We start from the raw sequence: 18,791 nt of genomic DNA on the forward strand, positions 1-18,791 counted from the left end.
GGGGCGGCCGGCAGCCGCCCCAGTGCATGCTTACAGGGCCAGGAAGGCCAGGGCGGCCACGGCCGTCGGCAGCAGGGCACCGGCCAGCAGGCCGACGGCGCCGATCGACTCATCCTTGAAGCCGCGGCGCAGCAGGGCCACGCCGGCCGGATTCGGCGCGTTGGCGATGACGGTCAGGCCGCCACCGGCCACGGCGCCAGCCACCAGCATGTATTTCGCTTCGTCCGTCATGCCGACGATCAGCGAACCGAGGTAAGTGAGGGCCGCATTGTCGGTAATGGCCGTCAAGCCCAGGGCGCCGAAGAACAGGGCCAGCGGCTTCAGGCTGGAGACGATGGGCTGCAGCCACCATTGCTGCATGCCGCCCAGTACCACCAGGCCGCCGAGGAAGAAGCCGACCAGCAAACCTTCTTTCAGGATCAGCGGGCTTTGATAGCGCTCATACGCCTGCACGAAGCCGAGGAAGAACAGGAACAGGCCGAAGAACAGCACGGGATGGTGCGCCAGGGCTACCACGCCGGCCAGCACGGCCAGGTGCACCAGGCTGACGGTCAGCGGCACTTTCGGCGCTTCCACGTCACCCGCTTTCGGCTTGATGTCGGACGTGTTGCTGTGCAGATATTTGCGCAGCAGGATACTCACGCCCGTGGCATTGATCAGCACGGCGATGGCCGCTTTCCAGCCGAAATGGCTGGCCATGAAGGCGCTGTCCCAGTTCCACGTAGTGGCTACCATCAGCACGGGCGGTGCCGCGTATGAAGTCAGGGTGCCGCCGATGGACACGTTGACGAACAGCACGCCCAGCGCGCCGTATTTCAGCCATTCGGGTATGCCCGGACGGAAGATTTGTGGCGCCAGCATCAGCGCAGCCAGGGTCATGGCGGCCGGTTCCGTGATCATCGAGCCCGTCAGGGGCACGAGCGCCAGTCCCAGCCAGACGAGGGCCAGTTCCGTGCGCAGCGGCATGACGCGCGCCACGCTTTTCAACAGGCGCTGCACGGCGTCGAGCACGGGGCGCGAGGCGGCTACCACCATGACGACAAAGACGAACAGCGGTTCCGTGTACTGGCGCGATTCGGCATACTCGATGGCCGCCTCGCCGCCCGAGACAAAGGCCATGATGATGATCAAAATGAAGGCCCAGAAGCCGAACACGACTTCCACTTCGCCCAGCAAGTGCAGCATGCCTGCATGACGGGGGTGGCGCTGCGCCAGGGTTTCAAACGATTTGGCGGCGAAGGTGTGGATGAGAGCAAGGCCGAAGACGATGGCGCTGATGATTTGGATGGTGGTCAAATGCGTTTCCTTATGGACGGAGGGAGCCGACTGGTACTTTGCCAGGCGGTAAGGAGAGTGCTTATGGTACAGCAATCGATGCCGGAAACGGGGTTTTTCGGACATGGCGGAGCGGCCCGGGCAGCGGCGATGCACAGAGAATAAGCAGATAAGCCTTGCCAAAAGGAGGGCCGGATAGTACTGTATATACATACAGTATTCATCTTCATATCTAATTATGCAACATTCCGAATTGATGGCCTCGCCGGAAGCCTTGCACCCTTCTTTATGGCGTGCATCGCAGCTGGGCCAGGGCGCCACGCGCTGCCTGGAGACGGGCTTTGCCGCCCTGTCCGCGCAGCTGCCAGGCGGCGGTTGGCCCAGCGGCAGCCTCATCGATCTGCTGGTGCAGCAGCCGGGCAGCGGCGAATTGCGCCTGCTGGCGCCCGCGCTGGCGCAGCTGCCGGGCTTGCCCATCGTGCTGCTGCAGCCGCCCCATCCGCCGCAGGCGCTGGCCCTGGCCGCGCAGGGACTGGTGTCGTCGCAGCTGCTGTGGCTAAAGAGCGCCAGCAGCAAGGATGCTTTGTGGGCGGCGGAAAACATCTTGCGCAGCGGCAGTTGCGGCGCCTTGCTGTTCTGGCAGTCGCACGTGCGCGCCGACAGCCTGCGCCGCTTGCACCTGGCCGCGCAAGGCGGTAACACCCTGTTCTGCATGCTGCGCCCCTTGCACGGCGCGCAGGATGCGTCGCCAGCGCCGCTGCGCCTGTCCGTGCGCCCGGCCGCCGGCGGCATCGAGATCGGCTTCATCAAGCGCCGGGGACCGCAGCGCGACGCGCCCCTGTTCCTGCCCCTGCAACCTCCTTCTTTACTGCTGCGTCATGCGACTCTGGATCGGCCTGTGCCTGCCCCTGCTTCCGCTCGAAGTGTTTTGCCCGCGCTGGTCGGCTGACCGCCTGAGCGTGGTGCTGGAGCAGGAGCAAGTGATGGTTCTGTCGCCGCTGGCGCAGGCGGCTGGCATCCGGCCGGGCATGCGCCGCGCGGGCGCGCTGATGCTGGCGCCGCAGGCACGCCTGCATGAACGCTCGCACGAACTGGAAGCGCAAGCCTTGCAAGCGGTGGCGCTGGCGCTGCTGCAATACTCGCCGCTGGTGGCGCAGGGCGAAGAAGCCACCCTGCTGGTCGACGCGGGCGCCAGCCTGCGCCTGTTTGGCGGTGTGCGCGCCCTGTGCCGGCAAATCGCGGCCAGCTTGCGCGCGCTCGGCTACACGGCCCAGCTGTCGTGTGCCCCCACGGCGCGGGGCGCCTGGCTGCTGGCGCGCGCCGGTACGCGCCGGGGCCGGACATTAAGCATGGCCAGTCTCGTGCGCCGCCTCGACCGCCTGCCGTGCGCCCTGCTGCCGCCCGCGCGCCCCTACCTGGACTGGCTGGAGGGCATCGGCTGCCGTAACCTGGGGCAGCTGCGCCACTTGCCGCGGCCCGGCTTGCAGCGCCGCTGCGGCAGGACCTTGCTGGACATGCTCGACGACGCGCATGGCCACAGCACGGAACTGTACCTGTGGATCGAAGCGCCGCCCACGTTCCGCGCGAGCCTGGAATTGTTCGACCGCGTGGAGCACGCGGACGCGCTGCTGTTCGGCGCGCGCCGCCTGCTGCAGCAGATGACGGGCTGGCTGTGCGCGCGGCAATTTGCTGTCGAGCGCATACAACTGCTGCTGGCGCACGAGCGGGGCAGGGTGGCGCGCCCGCCCACCGTCATCGAGCTGGCTTTGGGTGTCGCCGTCTGGCGTGACGAACACTTGTTGCGTTTGCTCAAGGAGCGCCTGGCGCAGCTGGTGCTGGAGGCGCCCGTGATCGGTCTCACCCTGGAAGCGCTGCAGGTGCAGCCCATGGCGCCGCCTAGCGAGAGCCTGTTTCCCGAGCCGGGCGGCACGCCGCAGGAGCGCCAGCGCCTGATGGAATTGCTGGTGGCGCGCCTGGGCGCCGAGAATGTCTTGCAGGCAGTGCCGCGCGCCGATTACCGCCCCGAAGCGGCGAACCAGTGGCTGCCGCTGCCTGCCAAGCCCGGCGCTAAAAGCGCGCTGCCCGACTTGCCGCCCGGCTTGCCCGGCATGCCCCGTCCCGGCTGGCTGCTGGCCCAGCCCATTGCCCTCTTGATGCGCGAACACCGGCCCTTCTATGGCTCGCCCCTGAAAATGGTGTCCGTCGCCGAGCGCATCGAGGCGGGCTGGTGGGGCCAGTCGCAGGCGCGCGATTATTTCATCGCCGAAGGCCTCGACCACGCCCATTACTGGGTCTACCGCGAACGCATCGCCGGCAGCGGTGAAGAGGCCGCGCCGCGCTGGTTTTTGCATGGCTTGTTTGGCTGAGTGGGGCAGCCGTTCCTGCGCGCCATGCTTGCCTGTTTTGCGCTCGGCGTCCCGTGACAAACGGAGATAATTGACATGGTCTGCTCCTGTAAGATGCTTCTTCAGTTTATGGCCAGACCGCCTGCCTGCATCTTGTGTGATGGATGCAGGATGCCTGGCCAGGCGCGGTACGATATCTTTGGGGAAATATGAAACTGCTATTGCTGCTGGTATTGGGACTCATGTTGTGTCGGAATCCGGCGCATGCCGCTCATCAGCCGCCTCCGCATACTGCCATGGCAAGCTACGAGCACGTACAGTTTCTGCGGAAAGCCGCTTTCAACATCATTGTCAATGCCAGGGATGACCAGGCGGCGCTGAAAAAATATGCGCAGGCGCTGGAAACCATCCTCGTGTATCTTGACAGGCCGGAGATCCGTGATCTGGCGGCTGGTAATATTTATCTGAAATTTTGCGGATTTAATCTGAGGCTGGACCTGGCCGAAACGTATGGCAAACTGAAGCAGCAAGACAAGGCGGTCAAGACCTTGCAGGAAATCAACGACATAAGCTGGACGCCGATACTGCTGAAAGTGATGAAAGACAGGCCCGGCCTGGCAAAGATGGCAGATGATCCACGCGTGCAAAAGATACTGTCCGTTGCCGCTATCCCCAGGCAGCTATGGCCATCCGAGGCGGCGTATCCCTACTCCGCCACCTTGAGCGTCGAGGAGCGGGTGGCGGGGCTTTCGCAATTTTGGCACCAGGTCAGGGAAAGTTTCGTCTATTTCGACAACGTGCCGGAGCTCGACTGGAATAAGGTCTACCTGGAATACCTGGGCAAGGTGATCGCAGCCGGAACGACGGAAGAATATTACCGAGTGCTGTCGCAACTGGCGCCCTTGCTCCGGGATGGCCACACGAATATTTATGCGCCGCCAGAACTCAGCAAGAAATTGTATGCCCGGCCACCGTTGCGCACGGCCATGCTGGACAATAAAGTAGTCATAGAGGCAATTTCTAGTCCTGCGCTGAAGGCCAGGCTTGCAGTTGGCGATGAAGTGCTCAGCATCGATGGGATACCGGTTCAGGACTATGCGAAACAATACATTTTGCCCTTGGTAAGCAGTTCAACGGAGCAGGATCGTCAGTTGCGCACGTATGGTTATCAGCTCCTGGCGGGGGATGCGGACAGGCCGATTACGCTTGGCTTGCGCAATATGTCCGGCCTGGAGCGTAGTGAAGTCATCGCCAGGTCGGGGCATGCCGATATTGAAAAAAAAGAAGCATTTATATTCAAGATGTTGCCCGGGCGAATAGCCTATCTCTCCCTCGACCATTTCGAGAGTGATGAAGGCGTCAGAAAATTGGAAAAGGTTTTCCCTGACATCCTGCAGGCCAAGGCGCTCGTCCTCGATATCCGGAAAAATGGTGGAGGTTCTACACAGTTTGGTGCAGATATTCTCAGTTATCTGACCCGGCAGCCGATCCCGTTTTCGAAGAGTTACGTTCGGAGTGACAATGGTTATTCCCGGAGTGACGGTGCAGATATCGTATGGAAAGTCATCGGAGGAAAGGGCAGTGAAGCGCATTATTCGCGGAAGCGTGTTTTTGACGGTCCGGTGGCTGTGCTGACAGGCGCAGCAACGTTTTCGGCGGCGGAAGATTTTCTTGTTTCCTTCGATACATTGCAGAGAGGATTAAAGATAGGCGAGGCGACCGGAGGCAGTACGGGCCAGCCCATCTTGGTGTATTTGCCGGGCGGCGGCCATGGGCGGATTTGCGCGAAGCGCGATACCTATCCCGATGGGCGGGAATTCGTGGGTATCGGTATTTTTCCCGATGTCGAGGTGCGTGCCACCAGAGAAAGTCTGGCCGCAGGCGAGGATGTTGTGCTGAACAAGGCGGTGAGCCTGCTGAACCAGCGCAAGCAGTGATGCCAATCGTGGCGATTTCCGGGCCGCCCAGTGGCGCTATCCACGCTTACACGCAGTTAGCCCATGGTCTTGCTGGTGGCAGGACGTGCTGGCCAAGCAACGCACATTGCCATGCTTGGCTATACTTGCTTTCTTGCGCCGTGTCGCACACCTCAATTAGGATTTCCATGTCCCAACTCTCCGACTTTCCCATCACCCAGAAATGGCCTGCCCGGTATCCCGAGCGCCTGCAACTGTATTCTCTGCCCACGCCGAACGGCATCAAGGTTTCCATCCTGCTGGAAGAACTGGGCCTGGCTTACGAGCCGCACCTGGTCAGCTTCGAGCAGAACGACCAGATGTCGCCCGCATTCCTGTCCCTCAATCCGAACAACAAGATTCCCGCCATCCTCGACCCGCACGGTCCCGCCGGCAAGCCGCTGGCCCTGTTCGAATCGGGCGCCATCCTGTTGTACCTGGCCGAAAAGACGGGCAAGTTCCTGCCGCAGGACGCGGGCTTGCGCTACGAAACCATCCAATGGCTGATGTTCCAGATGGGCGGTATCGGCCCCATGTTTGGCCAGGTGGGCTTTTTCCACAAGTTCGCCGGCAAGGACTATGAAGACAAACGTCCGCTGGAGCGCTATCTCGGCGAGGCCAGGCGGCTATTGGGCGTACTCGAGCAGCGCCTGCAGGGCCGCGACTGGATCATGGGCGGGCAGTACACGATTGCCGACATCGCCATCTTCCCGTGGGTGCGCTGCCTCGTGGGTTTCTATGGCGCTGGCGACCTCGTCGGCTTCGACAACTTTCCGAATGTGCAGCGCGCGCTGCAAGCGTTCCTGGCCCGGCCTGCCGTCATCAAGGGCCTGGACATACCGAAGCGCGATTAAGGTTGGCCAACTGCGGCGGCCGGGCAGCGCTACAATGCGCCATCGGCCGCGCTGCGCGGCAGCTTTGATCTGAGACAATGAAATCCACCCGGCAAGATTTTCCCGGCGCGCACGGCCATGTGATGGCGGCGCGCCTCGACGCGCCCGACGGCGCCATCCGCGCCTATGCGCTGTTCGCCCATTGCTTCACCTGCGGCAAGGATGTGCTGGCCGCGCGGCGCATCGCGCAAGGCTTGACGGAACACGGCATCGCCGTGCTGCGCTTCGACTTTACGGGGCTGGGCGCCAGCGAGGGTGAGTTTGCCGCCACCAATTTCTCGTCGAACGTGGACGACCTGCTTGCCGCCGCCGACTTTTTGCGGGCCAGACATGCTGCGCCGCAATTGCTGATCGGCCACAGCCTCGGTGGCGCCGCCGTGCTGGCCGCTGCCGCGCAAGTGCCGGAAGCCACGGCCGTGGTGACCTTGGCCGCCCCCAGCACGCCCGCCTACGTGACGCGCATGTTCAGCGACCATCTGGAGCAAATCGCCGCCGAAGGCGAGGCACTGGTGCAGCTGGAAGGGCGGCCATTCCGCATCCGCCAGCAATTCGTCGACGACGCGGGCAGCCACAGCCTGAAGGCTACCATCGCCGGCCTGCGCCGCGCCTTGCTGGTGATGCACGCGCCGAATGACACGACGGTGAGCCTGTCGAATGCGATGGATATTTTTACGGCAGCGAAGCACCCGAAAAGTTTCGTTTCGCTCGACGATGCCGACCATCTGTTGACGGGGCGCGATGATGCGGCCTATGTCGCCAACGTCATCGCCGCGTGGAGCGCGCGCTACCTGCAGGCGCGGCCAGTTTTTTCCTGACTAGCAGAAATACGCTGGCGCCCAGCGGCAGGGAGACGATGAATGTCCAGGGCTGGTAGGCGCTGGTGCCTGCGGCAACGCCAAACAGCTGGATGGCGATGGGTAGAAACAGGTACTGTCCCGTCGCCCAGTTGAGCGATAGCTGGCCGAAACCGATGCTGATGAACAGCAACCAGGGCCATTTCCTGACGGTCAGCTTGCTGCGCAGGCATAACACCAGGGTAGACAGGATCAGCAAGGGGGAGAGGATGGCAGCGCCGAGCACCACGTAGTGGAGCAGCGATTTGCCGCCTAGCGTGAAGGTCGCCAGCTGTTCCAGCGATGCGCTCTGCGGCGCCACGCTCAAGCCCATGATGGTGGCGTCAGTGCCATATTTTCTCAGCACGACGGTGCTGACGATCCATTTTTCAGGATAGGCATATTCGAAGCTGACACTCAGCAGTTGAGGCGCATCGCGCTGCTCGATGCGCTGGTAGCCCACCACCTTGACGTACCGGGGCTCGCCTGCGGGGAAGGCGGCACTCAAGGCGGGCAGCGCCTGGCGGATCTGATCGCCGTTATTGCCCGGCTCGGTAGCCATGCGCACATAGTCCAGCTGTTTTTCACGCAGCAAGTCGCTGTAATGCCGCGCCAGTTGCTGGTCTTGCAGCGGCACCTTCTGTTCAAAGTCCTTGATCAGGTCGGATTGCTGGCATCCGGCCAGCATACAAAACAGGGCGGGCACGGCGCAGGTGCGCAGAAAGAGCAGGAACATGGACGGAAAAAGCAAGGGGACGATGAAAAACGCCGCCCCTGCTGGGGCAGGCGCGGCGCATGATGGTGTTCAGGTGGCGAAGGCTCAGTCCTCGTCAAACTCTGCCGATAAATCCTTCCAGCCCTTGCTGACGGCAAAGGCGGAAAATTCCTCGGGCGCTTCCAGAACGATCAGTTTCTTGTCTTGCAAGCCCAGGTCGCCATGGCCGAAGTCCGGGCCGACGTAGCCGAGGCTGCGCAAGCGGGCCAGGATGTGGCCGACCAGGGTCTTGTCCTTGTATGCGCCCGCTTCGAGCGGGGCGGCGAAATCGACATAGACGTCGATGATGCCGTAGCCTTCGTCGAAGATGCGGATGGCCTTGATGTCGTGGGCACGGCCGGAGCCGTCGGTGGCCTTGAAGGGGCCGCTGAGCTGGATGTCGGTGTCATTATTCATGCCGCCAGCATACACCAAAAGCCGGCCCCGCATAGGGCGCGCGGCGCAAAATCCTCCCGGAACCGTCGCCTCAGCGTGCCTGCAGAATGGCCGACAGACGGTCGCGCGTACCGGCGATGCGCTCCAGTTGCGGGTACTTCAAGCCGCCGTGATAGTCGAGTGCCACCGTCTGGAATTGCTTGCCCTTTCTGACCAGCAAGTTGATCGGCTGCGGGCTGGTCTTGGCCGCCTGGATGGCCGCCTTCAATAGCTTGGGCGTGTAGGCCGTGCCATTGACGGCGAGCAAGGTGGTGTTGCCCGACAGGCCAGCCTGGAAGGCGGGACCATCCCACAGCAGCTTGCCCAGCTTGCCGTCCTTGTCTATGCTCAAGCCCAGTGTATATGTCAGGTCCGTGCTCTTGCTGCGCTCTTCATTGGCTTTCAGGAAGGGAGTGGGCGTGTCGCGGTAGACCAGTTTCCAGCCGGCGCGGGCCAGGCCATCGAGCGGCGCGCCGGGTCCGTGGCCATCGAGGCGGCGGCGCAGGAACGCGGCCCAGTCGTGCGGCTGCACGGCGTTCAGCGCAGCGACCACGTCCTCGAACGTGTAGGGCAGGGGTGTGGTGCTGCCATCCTGCACGCCAAAGAAACTGCGCGCGAAGTCGTCGAGCGAGCGGCGTTCGCCCGACAGTTCGCGGATGGTGGTGTCGACGTCGAGCCAGACCAGCGCGCCTTCCATATAGTAATCTTCGTCGCGCTGCCAGCTGCTCCAGCCGATGGGGCGCCGGCCATTGATGATGGGGTCGTTCGTTGTGTCCTGCATGGTGCGCCAGCTGCGCCCCGGCATGACGTCGTAATGGGCCGCCGTCGCGGCGAACAGCTCGCGCATGTGGGCCGGGGCCACCAGGCCGGAACGGGCCGCCAGCACATTGCCCCAGTACTGGGTCTGGCCTTCGTAGACCCACAGCAGGCTGTTTTGCAGCGGCGTGTTGAAGTCGGGCGTGTCCTGGCCGGCGGGGCGGCGGAACTTGCCGTTCCACGAATGCGTCAGCTCATGGGGCAGCAGCACGCGCTCCGCTTCGTTCTTGTCCCAGTCGCTGAAATAGCCGGGCTTGACACCGTTTTCGCTCGACTGCATGTGTTCGCGGCCGATGCCGCCGAACTCGTCGCTCAGGGCCAGCAGGAAGTCATAGTGGCGGTAATGGCGCGCGCCGAACAGTTTGTAGGCTTGCTGCAGCATGGCGCGGTGTTTTTCGACTTGCTGTGGCGTCGCTTCGAGGCTGTCGGCGCTGTCGGCCATCACATTGAGGTGTACGGGCACTTGCGCGCCCGGGTCGAGGTCGATGCGCTCGAAATGGCGCCCCGCGAAGACGGGCGAGTCGACCAGAGTGCCGAGGTCCAGCGGTTCGAAATCGACTTGCTGGCTGGCCGGCGTGGCCGTACGCGCGCGCACTTCCAGGGCGCTGGCAAATTCCCAGCCCGCCGGCAGGGTCAGGCTCGGTTGCACGAGGATGTCGCGCGCGGCGCGCCCGGCCGGATACAGGGTCATCGCATGCCATTGCACGCCCAGCATGGCGCCCGTCATGGTGATGCGGCCCTGGCTGGTGTCGACGGGCGAGAGGAACTGGTATTGTGCTTCCACGCTGCCGGCGCCGGCCGGCACCTCCACGTGGAAGGCGAACATGTTGACGGGGTCGCGCCGCCATTCCAGAGGCTGGCCGTTGGCGGACAGGCGCAGGCCGGCCAGCTGGTTCAGGGGGCCGCTGGGGCCGTGGTTGCCGGGCACCCATTGTGGATACAGCAGGGTCAGCTTGCCGGGCGCGGCGGGAATACTTGCGCGGATGCTGAATAGTTGCTGCGCCACATTGCTGGCATCGACGTGCAGCACGATGGGGGCGGGCGTGGCGGCCTGGGCCGCGGCGGAAACGAGAAGGGAGAAGGACAAAGACAGGAAGGCGCGGGACATGGGGCGGCGGGCTGGATGGCAAAGGCCGAGTCTAGCATTCTGTAAAAATTTCTTACAAATTTGGGGCTGACTGGGGCGTTTTTCGCCAATTTCAAGGCCTTGAAAGGGGCTGGACAGGCCGTATATCGGTAACAGGCGGATGCTCACGGTGAGGTCCGCCCCTCTTATCGCTTCATTTGAAAAGGATATTTATCATGCGTACTTTTGACCTTGCCCCCCTGTATCGTTCCGCCATTGGCTTTGACCGCCTGGCACAACTGCTCAATGAACAGCGCGCCGATGCGCAACCGAGCTATCCACCCTACAACATCGAACTGGTGTCGGAAGATAAATACCGGATCGTGATGGCATTGGCTGGCTTCTCGCGCGAAGAGATCGACATCATCACCGAACGCGACTCCCTGCACGTCACGGGCCGCAAGCAGAAAGATGGCGTCGAGCGCACGTTCTTGCACCGTGGCATCGCTGCCCGCGATTTCGAACAGCGTTTCCAGCTGGCCAACCATGTGAAGGTCACGGGCGCCACGTTTGAAAACGGCATGCTGACCATCGACCTGGTGCGTGAAGTGCCGGAAGCGCTGAAACCGCGCAAGATCGAGATCGGCACCGGCAGCGACACCTACGCCACCGCCGCTAACGTGAATGCGCTGGAACAGCGCCAGGCAGCCTGAGCTGAGCTGATGTCGGCGCCACGCGCTGGCATAGCCGGGAGGGGCTAGCCGCTCCCCATGCAGTAAAATACTGGCCGGTTGATCCGGCCAGTGTCACGTCCAGAGCCCGTTCGGGCCCTTCATCGCCCGCCATGCGAGGTGTGCGCAGCACGCAAGATTAAACCCTGCTTAAAGGCGCCAGCGCCTGTTTCCAAATAGAAAAATGTTAAGCACAGCCTAAGACTCGTGGCCCACTATTGCATACATCAAAATCTCATTGAATGAGGAGCAATTCATGGAACAGCAAACCAATACCGCATCGCTGAAAATCAAACGCACCGTAGCCGCGCTGGCCGCGATCGGTGTGCTGGGTGCCGGCGGCGCCATGGTGATCCATCAGAACAATGCAGGCGCGAATGCCGCCGCCAGCGCGCCGGCCGCCCCGGTGGCCGCCGCCGTGGCGCCTGCCGCTGCCGCACCGCTGGTGGCCTTGCCCGACTTTAGCCAGATCGCCGCGCGCAATAGCCCGGCCGTGGTCAATATCAGCGTCACGGGCAGCACCAAGGTGGCTTACGACCCCTCGGCCCAGGCCGGCAACGACGATTTCGGCAACGACCCCTTCTTCGAATTTTTCCGCCGCTTCCAGGGGCCGCAAGGCGGGCAGCGCGGTGGCCGCGACGTGCCCACGCACGGCCTCGGTTCCGGCTTCATCGTCAGCCCGGATGGCGTCATCATGACGAATGCCCACGTGGTACGTGATGCGCGCGAAGTGACCGTCAAGCTCAACGACCGTCGCGAATTCCGCGCCAAGGTGCTGGGCACGGATCCGAAGACCGATATCGCCGTGCTGAAGATAGACGCGAACAACCTGCCCGTCGTACCGCTCGGTCATTCGAGCGACCTGAAAGTGGGCGAGTGGGTGTTGGCCATCGGTTCGCCGTACGGTTTCGACAGCACGGTGACGGCGGGCGTGGTGAGCGCCAAGGGCCGCTCCCTGCCTGACGACAGCAATGTCCCCTTCATCCAGACCGACGTGGCAGTGAACCCCGGCAACTCGGGCGGTCCGCTATTCAATACGCGCGGCGAAGTGGTGGGTATCAATTCGCAGATCTACAGCCAGACGGGAGGCTTCCAGGGCTTGTCGTTCGCCATCCCGATCGACCTGGCCGGCCGCATCAAGGACCAGATCGTCGCCACGGGCAAGGCCAGCCATGCCAAGCTGGGCGTGACGGTGCAGGAAGTGAACCAGGGTTTTGCCGACTCGTTCAAGCTGGCCACGCCGGAAGGCGCCTTGGTCGCCAACGTGGAGCGGGGTAGCCCGGCCGACAAGGCAGGCCTGAAGTCGGGCGACGTGGTGCGCAAGGTGAATGGCCAGCGCATCATCGGCTCGGCCGACTTGCCGGCTCTAGTGGGTACGTCCTTGCCAGGCGACAAGATCAGCCTGGATGTCTGGCGTGACGGCAAGATCGTCAGCCTGACGGCAACCCTGGCCAATGCCGCCGACAAGGTGGCCGAAGTGGCGAAAAGCGACAGCGCGGCCGGCAAGGTAAAGCTGGGCCTGGCGCTGCGTCCGTTACAATCGGATGAAAAACGCGAGGCGGGCATCAGCGCCGGCCTGCTGGTGGAAGACGCTGGCGGTGCGGCCGCGAATGCCGGAGTGCAGCCGGGCGACGTGCTATTGTCGGTCAATGGCCGTCCCGTCAACACGGTCGAACAGGTGCGCGACGTGGTGGAAAAATCCGCCAAGTCGGTGGCCTTGCTGATACAGCGGGGACCGGATAAGATTTTTATTCCCGTGCGATTAGGTTAACTCATTAGCACCGGGGTCAGACCCGCCGGGTCTGACCCCAGCCTTTCATCTTTTGGGGTGAAAGCGAGCATAACGAAACAGAAAGGCAAGCCATGCGCTTATTGCTGGTAGAAGATGACACGATGATCGGCGAGGTGGTGCTTGACTTGCTGCGCGCCGAGCATTACGCGGTGGACTGGGTCAAGGATGGCGACATGGCCGACACGGCCCTGCAGACGCAAACCTATGACCTGGTGCTGCTGGACCTGGGCTTGCCGCGCAAGGATGGTCTTGATGTGCTGCGCTCGATGCGATTGCGCAAGCTCGACACCCCGGTGCTGGTGGCCACGGCGCGCGACGCCGTCGAGCAGCGCATCGCGGGCCTCGACGCGGGTGCCGACGATTACGTGCTGAAGCCGTATGACCTCGATGAATTGCTGGCGCGCATACGCGCCCTGCTGCGGCGCGCCTCGGGGCGGCCGGAACCGATCTTCGAACACCAGGGCGTGAGTATTAATCCGCTGACGCGCGAAGTGATCGCCGAGGGCCATCCCGTCAACCTGTCGGCGCGCGAATGGGCCGTGCTGGAAGCCTTGATCGCGCGCCCCGGCATCGTGCTGTCGCGCGCACAGCTGGAAGAAAAACTGTACAGCTGGAAGGATGAAGTCAACAGCAATGCCGTGGAAGTGTATATCCATGGCTTGCGCAAGAAGCTCGGTAGCGACTTGATCCAGAACGTGCGCGGCCTCGGCTATATGGTGCCCAAGGCATGAGGATGAAGGTCACGGTGACGCACTCGCTGCGCGGCCGCCTGCTGTGGTTTTTGCTGGCGGCCATCATCATGGCGGCCCTGGCCCAGGCGTCGATCGCCTACCGCAGCGCCCTGTACGACGCTGACCAGATTTTTGACTACCACATGCAGCAGATGGCCCTGTCGCTGCGCTCCGGCGCGCCGCTGGCCAACCATGCGCAAGCTTTGCCGGCCGACCCCGTCAACAACGACATGGTGGTGCAGGTGTGGACGCCGGACGGCGTGCAGGTGTTCCGCTCGATCACGCGCGCGGAACTGCCGCAGCGCGCCGTGCTGGGCTTTTCCAACGTGAAAGCCAACGGCACCACCTATCGCATCTTCTCCGTGCAAACCAGTTCCCAGACCGTGCAGATCGCCCAGGACATGGCCGTGCGCAAGCGCATGGCCGGCAGCCTGGCGCTGCGCACGGTGGGCCCCATCGCGCTGATGGCGCCGATATTGATGCTGGTCGTCTGGTGGGTCGTCAGCGGTTCGCTGGCGCCCGTTTCGCGCGTGCGCAAGCAGGTGGCGGCGCGCCAGGCCGATGATCTGTCGCCCGTCTCGGAAGCGGGCTTGCCAGATGAAGTGCGCCCTCTGGTGCATGAATTGAACCTGCTGTTCGGGCGCGTAAAAACGGCGTTCGACGCGCAGCAGCATTTCGTCGCCGACGCCGCGCATGAATTGCGCACGCCGCTGGCCGCCCTGAAACTGCAGGTGTTGAGCCTGGAACGGGCCGAATCCGAGGAAAAGCGCAGCCTGGCGATTTCCCGCGTGAGTGCAGGCATCGAGCGGGCCACGCGCCTGGTCGAGCAATTGCTGGTGCTGGCGCGCCAGGAAGCGAGCGCCGCCAGCGGCGACCAGTTGCAGGCGGTGGACTTGAACGACGTCGTCAAGCGGGCGCTGGGCGACATGGCCGGCATCGCGCAAGCGCGCAAGATCGACCTGGGCCTGCATCACATGGACCCGGCCAAGGTGGCGGGGCAGGCCGATGCGCTCAATATCATGCTGCGCAACCTGGTCGACAACGCCATCAAGTACACGCCGCAGGGCGGCACGGTCGATATCGACCTGCGCGCCAGCCCCGTCGGCGTGACCTTGTCCGTGGAAGACAGCGGTCCCGGCATCCCGCCCGAAGAGCGCGAGCGCGTCTTCAGCCGCTTCTACCGCGTGCCCGGCACGGACGCTAACGGCAGCGGCCTGGGGCTGGCCATCATCAAGGCCATCGCCGAACGCCATGGCGCGCGTCTGGTGCTGGATAAATCCGAGCGCCTGGGCGGCCTGTGCGTGCGCGTGGAATTCCCCCTGGTGGCGAAAAAATGAGGCAGATTTCCCTCCACTTCGCCCTTGTATGAGGCGGATCTTTAACCTGGTGCATTGACGTGCGCGCCGTGGCCCTATATTGTCTGCGAAACAAGCAGAACCAGACCACGGAGCGCAGCATGCAGAGAATCGGATTTTCAGGAACCCTCGACCCCATCACCAACGGCCATATGTGGGTGATCGGCGAAGCGCGTTCGCTCGCCGACGAGGTGATCGTCTTCCTGTCGCAAAACCCCGCCAAGCGCCCTCAATTCCCTGCCGAAGACCGCAAGCGCATCATCGAACAGAGCGCGCGCGAGTGCGGCTGGGACAATGTGCAGGTGGTCATCGTCAAGGGCGACTACACGGCGCGCGCGGCGAAAAAGCATGGCTGCGACTACCTGATCCGCGGCATCCGCACGACGGCCGATTTCGACTATGAAAACCTGATCCAGCAAACCAATGTGGACGTGCTTGCTGGCGCCAAGACGATTTTCGTCATGCCGCCGCGCGACCTCGGCTCCGTCAGCTCCAGCTTTGTCAAGGCGCTGGAAGGCCCCGTGGGCTGGAACTGGACCATGCAGAAGTTCGTCCCTGGCCCGGCCTACCAGGCGTGGATACTCGACTGCCTGCGCAAGGAGTGGGAAGCGCTGTGGAATTACGCCAGCGCCTCGCAAGCCGACATCGCGCTGGCGGATCACTGGTTCGCGTACCTGACGGGACCGCAGGCGTATGGCGGCACGGACCGCCACTATCACAACCTCGACCACCTGGTGCACGGCCTGTCGGAAATCCGCGTGTGGGCGGACAATACCAATGCGCCCAAACGCGACAGCGCGCTGGTCAAAAAAGCCTTCTGGTTCCATGACGCCGTCTACAGCCACGACGAAGACGCCCTGTATTCGAGCGAAGAGGCCAGCGCCCAGCTGTGGCTGGCCAGCGGCCTCGATGCGGGCGACAACCTTGATGTGGCGCAATTGATACGCGTGACTGACCATTTCCAGGGACCCGGCATCAGCCACGCGCTGAAGGACGCCATGCTCAGCGCCGACCTGGCCATCCTCGGTCAGGATGAAGAGGTGTACCACGCCTACACGCAAGCCATCGGCCGTGAATACGCGCATGTGGACCCCGTGCGCTTCAACGAGCAGCGGGGCTTGGCGCTGCAGCACCTGTGCGCCAAGGCACAGGCGGGACAGCTGTTTGGCGATGCGTATTTCGCCGACCAGTACAACGAGCGGGCCATTGAAAACATGCAGAAGGAAATCGCGGCGCTGGCCGGCTGATTGTCGTCAGCTTGTTGTCGCCAGGGATGAATTGTTGCAAGTCCATCCCTGGCTAGTCACCTTAGCGGGCCGCAGCCTTGGCGCGCGCCGCGTGCAATTTCTTGAAGCTGTCGATCAGGCGCTGGTGCCTGTCCAGTCCTTCCAGCTGCATGCTGGTCGGGGTCAGGCCGAAGAAGCGCACGCTGCCGTCCACCGAGCCCAGCACCGCGTCCATGCGGGCGTCGCCAAACATGCGGCGGAAATTGACCACGTAATCATCCAGCTCCAGCTCGTCGTCCAGTTCCACTTCCAGCACCACGTTCAATGCTTGATAGAACAGCTTGCGCTCGAGCGTGTTGTCGTTGTACTGCAGGAAGGTTTCCACCAGTTCTTTCGCCTCTTCGAACTGCTGCAGGACGAGCTGAATCAGCAGCTTCAATTCCAGCGTCGTCAGCTGGCCCCACACCGTGTTTTCGTCAAACTCGATGCCGATCAGCGTGGCGATGTCGCCGTACTCGTCGAGCTCGCTGTTTTCCAGGCGCTCCAGCAGCGCTTCCAGGCTGGCATCGTCCAGACTATGCAGGTTTAGGATGTCGGCGCGGAACAGCAGCGCCTTGTTGGTGTTGTCCCAGATCAAATCCTCGACGGGATACACTTCCGAATAACCTGGCACGAGAATGCGGCAGGCGGTGGCGCCCAGCTGGTCATACTCGGCCGTGTACACTTCCTTGCCCATGTCGGCGAGGATGCCGAACAGGGTCGCCGCTTCCTCGGCATTCGAGTTCTCGCCGTGGCCGGAAAAATCCCACTCGACAAAATCGTAATCGGCCCTGGCGCTGAAGAAGCGCCACGAGACGATGCCGCTGGAATCGATGAAGTGTTCGACGAAGTTATTCGGCTCGGTGACGGCTTCGCTGGCAAACGTCGGCTGCGGCAAGTCATTCAAGCCTTCAAAACTGCGCCCTTGCAGCAATTCCGTCAGGCTGCGCTCGAGCGCCACTTCCAGGCTCGGGTGCGCGCCGAACGAGGCAAACACGCCGCCCGTGCGCGGGTTCATCAGGGTAACGCACATCACCGGGTACACGCCGCCCAGCGACGCATCTTTCACCAGCACGGGAAAGCCTTGCTCTTCCAGGCCCTGGATGCCGGCCAGGATGCCCGGATACTTCGCCAGCACTTCCTGCGGCACGTCGGGCAGGGCGATTTCACCTTCGAGGATTTCGCGCTTGACGGCCCGTTCGAAAATTTCCGACAGACATTGCACCTGCGCTTCGACCAGGGTATTGCCGGCGCTCATGCCATTGCTGACGTACAGGTTTTCGATCAGGTTTGACGGGAAATACACGACCTCGCCATCGGAATGGCGCACATACGGCAGCGAGCAGATGCCGCGTTCGGCATTGCCGGAGTTGGTGTCGATCAGGTGCGAGCCGCGCAGCTCGCCATCGGGGTTGTAGATATCGAGGCAGTAGGCATCGAGAATCTCCTTCGGCAGCGCATCCTTGCGGCCAGGCTTGAACCAGCGTTCGTTCGGGTAATGCACGAATGGCGCGTTGGCGATGTCGACACCCCAGAAAGACCCCGCGTAGAAATGGTTGTTGCTGAGCCGCTCGATATACTCGCCCAGGGCCGACGCCAGCGCGCTTTCCTTGGTCGCGCCCTTGCCGTTGGTAAAGCACATGGGTGAGTGCGCGTCGCGGATGTGCAGCGACCATACATTTGGAATGATGTTGCGCCACGAAGCGATTTCAATCTTGATGCCCAGGCCCGCCAGGAGGCCCGACATATTGGCGATGGTCTGTTCCAGCGGCAAATCCTTGCCGACGATATAGGTGCTCGCACCCGGATCCGGATTCAAGGTCAGCAAGGCCTGCGCATCGGCGTCCAGGTTCTCGACTTCTTCAATGACGAATTCTGGCCCCGCCTGCACCACTTTTTTCACCGTGCAACGGTCTATCGAGCGCAGGATGCCCTGGCGGTCCTTGGCCGAGATATCGGCCGGCAATTCGACCTGGATCTTGAAAATCTGCTGGTAACGGTTTTCCGGATCAACAATATTGTTTTGCGACAGGCGGATATTTTCGGTGGGAATATTGCGCGTATCGCAATACAACTTCACGAAGTACGCTGCGCACAGTGCCGATGATGCCAAAAAGTAATCGAACGGGCCAGGCGCCGAACCATCGCCCTTGTAGCGGATGGGCTGATCTGCGATGACGGTGAAATCGTCGAACTTGGCTTCGAGACGCAGCTTGTCGAGAAAGTTGACTTTAATTTCCATGAGGTAATCCAATACTGTGCTGATGAGTTAGGCGCTATTATCCGTTCTTTCCGCCGCAGGGCAAAGATTGTTCACTGCGGCCGTGTCCGCCGGGAGCCGCTGGGGCAGGACTGCCGGGCTGTTCATGCTGTGTGACGTGAGGGGACGGAGTTTGCCGGCGATGGCTTACGATTCACCATCCCACGTCATTTGCAGGCCGGCAGTGGCTTATTTCTCGCCAAGGCTAACGACAATCCATCTTGGGCAGCAGTGTATTGATCTGCGCACAAAAAAACAGCGGCTGCCCATATTGGCGCAGCCGCT

At 62.6% G+C, this 18,791-nt stretch carries 15 protein-coding genes; 10 read left to right on the top strand and 5 right to left on the bottom strand.

Annotated elements, in window-relative coordinates; genetic code table 11:
* Window positions 1-30: 30 nt before the first annotated feature.
* The gene (locus tag C8C89_RS10760; RefSeq protein WP_101482339.1) at window positions 31-1,296 is read right to left on the bottom strand and encodes a putative Na+/H+ antiporter; all 1,266 of its coding nucleotides are present in this window, start codon (window positions 1,294-1,296) and stop codon (window positions 31-33) included.
* Window positions 1,297-1,513: 217 nt separating this feature from the next.
* Here C8C89_RS10760 and imuA point away from each other — a divergent pair, with 217 nt between their 5' ends.
* The 5 genes from imuA to C8C89_RS10785 all read left to right on the top strand — a co-directional run bounded on the left by imuA (window position 1,514) and on the right by C8C89_RS10785 (window position 7,283).
* Window positions 1,514-2,224 carry a translesion DNA synthesis-associated protein ImuA gene (gene imuA / locus C8C89_RS10765; protein WP_101482338.1) on the top strand — a complete coding sequence of 237 codons (711 nt, stop codon included), beginning with the start codon at window positions 1,514-1,516 and terminating at the stop codon, window positions 2,222-2,224.
* On the top strand, window positions 2,154-3,641 hold the full coding sequence (locus C8C89_RS10770; protein WP_133989851.1) for a DNA polymerase Y family protein: 1,488 nt from the start codon (window positions 2,154-2,156) through the stop codon (window positions 3,639-3,641). The genes imuA and C8C89_RS10770 overlap by 71 nt, the downstream gene beginning before the upstream one ends.
* Window positions 3,642-3,829: 188 nt before the next feature.
* On the top strand, window positions 3,830-5,557 hold the full coding sequence (locus C8C89_RS10775) for a S41 family peptidase (RefSeq protein ID WP_166674710.1): 1,728 nt from the start codon (window positions 3,830-3,832) through the stop codon (window positions 5,555-5,557).
* Between the two features lie 167 nt (window positions 5,558-5,724).
* Window positions 5,725-6,429 carry a glutathione binding-like protein gene (locus C8C89_RS10780; RefSeq protein ID WP_133989855.1) on the top strand — a complete coding sequence of 235 codons (705 nt, stop codon included), beginning with the start codon at window positions 5,725-5,727 and terminating at the stop codon, window positions 6,427-6,429.
* A 77-nt stretch (window positions 6,430-6,506) separates the two neighbouring features.
* A complete protein-coding gene (locus C8C89_RS10785) occupies window positions 6,507-7,283 on the top strand; it encodes an alpha/beta fold hydrolase (protein WP_133989857.1) in 777 nt (258 codons plus the stop codon).
* Here C8C89_RS10785 and C8C89_RS10790 read toward each other — a convergent pair.
* From C8C89_RS10790 to C8C89_RS10800, 3 genes are all read right to left on the bottom strand, one after another.
* The gene (locus C8C89_RS10790) at window positions 7,231-8,037 is read right to left on the bottom strand and encodes a hypothetical protein (RefSeq protein ID WP_101482333.1); all 807 of its coding nucleotides are present in this window, start codon (window positions 8,035-8,037) and stop codon (window positions 7,231-7,233) included. The two genes, C8C89_RS10785 and C8C89_RS10790, sit on opposite strands and share 53 nt — an antisense overlap.
* 84 nt (window positions 8,038-8,121) lie before the next feature.
* Complete coding sequence (locus C8C89_RS10795; RefSeq protein WP_034783462.1) at window positions 8,122-8,472, bottom strand: hypothetical protein; 351 nt, start codon at window positions 8,470-8,472, stop codon at window positions 8,122-8,124.
* Between the two features lie 70 nt (window positions 8,473-8,542).
* Window positions 8,543-10,414, bottom strand: a complete 1,872-nt coding sequence (locus C8C89_RS10800) for a M61 family metallopeptidase (protein WP_133989859.1) — start codon at window positions 10,412-10,414, stop codon at window positions 8,543-8,545.
* A 194-nt stretch (window positions 10,415-10,608) separates the two neighbouring features.
* Between C8C89_RS10800 and C8C89_RS10805 the strand changes: the two genes are divergently transcribed.
* From C8C89_RS10805 to coaD, 5 genes are all read left to right on the top strand, one after another.
* Entirely contained in the window at window positions 10,609-11,085 is a 477-nt protein-coding gene (locus C8C89_RS10805; RefSeq protein ID WP_101482331.1) for an Hsp20 family protein, read from the top strand.
* A gap of 274 nt (window positions 11,086-11,359) precedes the next feature.
* Window positions 11,360-12,874: a Do family serine endopeptidase gene (locus C8C89_RS10810; protein ID WP_101484681.1), complete on the top strand. Its 1,515-nt coding sequence runs from the start codon at window positions 11,360-11,362 to the stop codon at window positions 12,872-12,874.
* 92 nt (window positions 12,875-12,966) lie between these two features.
* Entirely contained in the window at window positions 12,967-13,626 is a 660-nt protein-coding gene (locus C8C89_RS10815) for a response regulator transcription factor (protein ID WP_010400558.1), read from the top strand.
* A 2-nt stretch (window positions 13,627-13,628) separates the two neighbouring features.
* Window positions 13,629-14,963, top strand: coding sequence for an ATP-binding protein (locus tag C8C89_RS10820; RefSeq protein WP_133993291.1), 1,335 nt, complete (start codon window positions 13,629-13,631; stop codon window positions 14,961-14,963).
* Between the two features lie 119 nt (window positions 14,964-15,082).
* Complete coding sequence (coaD, locus tag C8C89_RS10825; protein ID WP_133989861.1) at window positions 15,083-16,228, top strand: pantetheine-phosphate adenylyltransferase; 1,146 nt, start codon at window positions 15,083-15,085, stop codon at window positions 16,226-16,228.
* A gap of 61 nt (window positions 16,229-16,289) precedes the next feature.
* On the opposite strand, the gene C8C89_RS10830 is transcribed toward coaD, so the two are convergent.
* On the bottom strand, window positions 16,290-18,488 hold the full coding sequence (locus tag C8C89_RS10830) for an OsmC domain/YcaO domain-containing protein (protein WP_133989863.1): 2,199 nt from the start codon (window positions 18,486-18,488) through the stop codon (window positions 16,290-16,292).
* Window positions 18,489-18,791 lie beyond the last annotated feature (303 nt).

The sequence above is a fragment of the Janthinobacterium sp. 75 genome, assembly GCF_004365495.1.
Classification (GTDB): domain Bacteria; phylum Pseudomonadota; class Gammaproteobacteria; order Burkholderiales; family Burkholderiaceae_D; genus Janthinobacterium.